Annotated in this window: 2 protein-coding genes and 1 pseudogene (1 of these 3 running past the window's edge); 2 read left to right on the top strand and 1 reads right to left on the bottom strand. The window is 71.6% G+C overall.

Annotated features, from left to right (window positions below; translation table 11 throughout):
• On the bottom strand, positions 1-1,538 hold a 1,538-nt coding region (gene lnt / locus D471_RS32940), incomplete at its 3' end, for an apolipoprotein N-acyltransferase (RefSeq protein ID WP_241479565.1).
• 712 nt (positions 1,539-2,250) lie between these two features.
• On the opposite strand from lnt, the gene D471_RS0104225 reads away from it, so the two are divergent.
• The gene (locus tag D471_RS0104225; RefSeq protein ID WP_017597473.1) at positions 2,251-3,468 is read left to right on the top strand and encodes an ABC transporter ATP-binding protein; all 1,218 of its coding nucleotides are present in this window, start codon (positions 2,251-2,253) and stop codon (positions 3,466-3,468) included.
• A gap of 236 nt (positions 3,469-3,704) precedes the next feature.
• Positions 3,705-4,423: pseudogene (locus D471_RS32935) on the top strand (prolyl oligopeptidase family serine peptidase) (its annotated part continues 482 nt past the right edge of the window); the annotation flags it as partial.

Genomic DNA, 4,423 nt, shown 5'->3' with positions numbered 1-4,423 from the left:
CCCGCCACCGCGGCGGCGACCACCGCGCCCAGCCCCAGGACGCTCAGCACCGTCTCGGGGACCGCGCCGAGCTTCGTGGCGACGGTGGTGCCCTCGGCGGCGGTCAGTTCGGCGACGTGGATGTCCGGTTCGGCCTCGGGCGAGGTGTAGGCGGTGGTGCCGTCGGGGTTGACCACGGCGCTGATGCCACTGGTGGAGACCACCACGGCGGGCCGCCCGTGCTCGACCGCGCGCAGCTGGGTGATGGCCAGCTGCTGGTTGGACTGCCCGGTGAAGTTGTAGTTGGCGTTGTTGGTGGGGATCACGATGATCTGTCCGCCCTCGGCGACGGCCTCGCGCACCGGCTGGTCGAAGGCGACGTCGAAGCAGATCCCCACGGCCAGGGTGGTGCCCGCCACGTCGAGGGCGCCGGGTTCGGTACCGGGGACGGCGTCGGAGGAGACCTGCTCGAGCCGCGCGACGAAGCGCGTGAAGAAGTCGCGGTAGGGGATGTACTCGCCGAACGGCACGAGGAAACGCTTGACGTAGCGCTCCCCCGGCCCGGTCTCGGGGTCCCACACCACGCTTTGGACGTAGCGGGTGCCGTCGTCGTTGAACCGGCTCATCCCCCACAACAGCGGAACTCCGACGTCCTCGGCGGCCTCGGAGATGATCAGCTCGGCCTCGGGGTCGCGGTAGGGGTCGATGTCGCTGGCGTTCTCCGGCAGCAGCACCATGTCGGGCTGGGGGTACTCACCCGCCTCGACCGCGTCGGCCAGGGCGTGGACGCCGTCGGCGTGGTTGCGCAGCACCTGCGCGCGCTCCCCCGTGACCGTCATCTCACCGACGTTGGGCACGTCGCCCTGCACCATCCCCACGGTGACGGTCCCGGCCTCGGAGGGCCGCCCGACCGCCGGTGCCAGGGCTCCTCCCGCGACGATCGCCGCGCCCGCGGCCAGCCCCACGGCGGCCGTCCCGAACCCCCGGAGCCGGGCCGCGCCCGAGTCGCGCACGGCCCCGGCGACGCGCAGCGCGCTCCACAGCAGCAGTCCGCCGGTGAGGGCGACCGCGAAGGTCACCAGGGGGGACGAGCCCAGGGCCGCGTAGCCGACGAAGGGGGTGTCGGGCTGGGCGAAGGCCAGCTTGCCCCAGGGGAAGCCGCCCATCGGCCAGCGGGCGCGCACCGCCTCCTGCGCCACCCACAGGGCGGAGGTCCACAGCGGCCACAGGGGCAGTCGCGCCGCCAGGGTGAGGCCCATCGCCATGGGCAGGAAGTACACGGACTCGGCTGCGGCGATGATCAACCACACGTCGATGCCGAAGATGTCCTGCCAGTGCACCAGCGGCACCATGAGCGTCGCGGCGGCGACCAGGCCCAGCCAGGCGGCGCGGCGCGGGCGGGTTCCGGCGACGGCGAGGAGGAACAGCGCGGCGCTGACCGGCCCCAGCCACCACCAGCCGTACGGGGGCAGCGCGAACAGTTGGGCCAGACCGGAACCCACGGCGGCGCACAGGCGCCAGAGCAGGTCGTGGCGCCCCCAGCGGTGGCCCGCGGGGATCGTCGTGGCCCGTCTCCACCGACCCGACGGCGGACGCGCCGCCCCGGATCCGTCCGCCAGCGGCGCGGATCCGCCGAACGCCGGGGCTGTGTCCTGCTCGGTGTTCTCGGCGACCACGTGGCTGCTCGCTTTCCGCTGGGGACGGGAGTGCTCGTGGTCAGCATATGGGGGGACGCGGAAAAGGCCCGAGCCACCCTTCGGACCGGCTCCGTCCCGTCGGCGGCGAGCTCGGAAGACCGTTGTCTACTGGATGTTCGGGCCTTTTCCGGGTCCAACCCCCCGCCCGGTTGTGGCGATCCGCCCCTCACCCGACCCCGGCTGCACCTGGCGCGTGATGCAGCGTCCGATCGGACGAGTGGGGGACACACAACCGGTCCGTCCAGTGCTGGACTGGTCGTTAGGTTACCCAGACTCCCCAACCCGATGCCTCAACCCGGATGCCGTGTCGTGGGGACCGCGCCGAGACCGTGTGGGGAGAACGTGATGAACCGTCGGACAGGCTAACGCACCTGAGGCCGCCACGCCAGCTGGACCGAACGGGTTTGTGACTGACCGCAATCTGATCAATCAGCAACCAGCTCTAGACATTTCGATCAGAATCATGTCTCATGTGATCAGCAAACCTTCCTGTTTCGATCAACTTCGAAAGAACACAGGGTGCTGGGGATCTCCCGCGAGATCCCCCACCACGACCCAGCGCGGGAGCTGAACCATGGCGGAGATCGTCCTCGAGGGCGTCGACAAGATCTACGGAGGCGGCGTCAAGGCCGTCGACAACCTCAACCTGCGGATCCAGGACGGCGAGTTCATGGTGCTCGTCGGCCCCTCCGGCTGCGGCAAGTCCACCGCGCTGCGCATGATCGCGGGTCTGGAGGAGATCTCCGACGGAACGCTGGTGATCGGTGACGAGATCGTCAACGACCGCCCGCCCAAGGACCGCGACATCGCGATGGTCTTCCAGAACTACGCGCTCTACCCCCACATGACCGTCGAGCAGAACCTCGCCTTCGGTCTGAAGCTGCGCAAGGTCGCCAAGCCCGAGATCGCCCGCCGCGTGAAGGAGGCGGCGGAGATGCTCGGTCTGGAGCCCTACCTCAAGCGCAAGCCGGGCATGCTCTCCGGCGGTCAGCGCCAGCGCGTGGCGATGGGCCGCGCGATCGTGCGCGAGCCCCGCGCCTTCCTCATGGACGAGCCGCTGTCCAACCTCGACGCCAAGCTGCGCGTCCAGATGCGCGCCTCCCTCAACCAGCTCCACGAGCGCCTCGGCGTCACCACCGTCTACGTCACCCACGACCAGGTCGAGGCGATGACCCTCGGCGACCGGGTCGCGGTCCTGCGCGAGGGCCGCCTCCAGCAGGTCGACACCCCCAAGCGGCTGTTCGACGCCCCCGTCAACCTGTTCGTGGCCGGGTTCATCGGTTCGCCCGCCATGAACTTCGTCGACGCCGAACTCACCGCCGACGGCGACGGGGCCGTGCTCACCTTCGCCGACCACAAGCTCCCCGTCTCCGGCGCCCTGCTGGAGTCGCGTCCGGCACTGCGCGGTTACCTGGGCAAGCGGATCATCCTGGGTATCCGCCCCTCCGACTTCAACGACGCCGAGTTCGACGGCAACGACGACCCCACCATCCAGGTGAAGGCGGACGTCACCGAGGAGCTGGGCACCGAGATCAACGTCATCTTCTCCGTCGACGCCCCGCCGGTCCGCCACGAGGACGCCACCGCGCTGGCCAGGGACGCCGCCGGCGACGGCGAGGAGGACGGCGACTCCCTGCCCCTGTCCCAGAACAGCACCCAGTTCACCGCCCGGGTCAGCCCGCGCAGCCAGGTTCGGCCCGGCAGCGCGCTCAACCTGTCCGTGGACGTCAGCCAGCTGCACTTCTTCGACCACGAGAGCGGCCTGGCCATCGGCCACCCCGACCACGCGTAGAACGTCGAGGGGGACGCCCACACGCGTCACCGACGGGCCCCGGCCGCGCGTGCGCGGCCGGGGCCCACCCGTCGCCCGCCATCGCCCAGGGGACGCTTCGCGCGAGGCGCGGGCCACCACCCACCGGCGCGTTACCCACCGTGTTCACGCCAAACCTGACCGGTGCGCCACACTCGTGTGCCCACTGGTCAGACAGGTCTTGCTTGACCGACCTACAGGGGTGAACCAACGATGTGATGGTGCGTAACCGAGCCCCCGGAGTCGCCCCCGCACACGGCCCCCCGCCGGTCGTGGACACCCTCCACGGACGCCCCGTCCCCGACCCCTACCGCTGGCTGGAGTCCCCCGACTCGCCCGCGACCGAGCGCTGGCTGGCGGAGCGGTCCCGAGAGTACGAGCGCGAGGCCGCCGCGTGGCCGCTGCGCGCTCCCCTGGCCGACCGCATCCGCGCCCTCGTGCGCACCGAACTGTGGACGCCGCCCCGGCACCGGCCCGGCCTGCTCTTCAGCACCGTGCGCGACCCCGGCGCCGAACACCCCCGTCTGGTCGTCCTGCCCGAACACGGCGACGGCCCCGCGCGCACCGTCCTCGACCCCGGCGCCGAGGACCCCACCGGGCGCACCACCCTCGACGCCTGGGAGCCCAGTCCCGACGGGAGCCTGGTCGCCGTCCAGACCTCCAGCGGCGGTGTGGAGCGCGGCGGACTGCGCGTCGTGGACACCCGTACCGGCGCCGCGGTCGGCCCTCCCGTGCCCGGGGTGCGCTACTCCCACGTGGCGTGGGTTCCCGACGACACCCCCTCCTTCCTCTACGTCCGCCGCGACGGCGCCCGAGGCGTGCGCGGCGTGTGGCTGCGCCGTGTCGCCGACGGAGCGGAGACGCTGGTGCACGCGTGCACCGCGCCCGCGACCGTCCCGGGGGTCCGCGTGCTGGGCGAGCGGTGGCTGCTGGTCAC

This window comes from Nocardiopsis lucentensis DSM 44048 (assembly GCF_000341125.1).
Lineage (GTDB): Bacteria > Actinomycetota > Actinomycetes > Streptosporangiales > Streptosporangiaceae > Nocardiopsis > Nocardiopsis lucentensis.
Note: the sequence above shows the minus strand (reverse complement) of the source record. Positions and strands in the feature narration are given on the sequence as shown.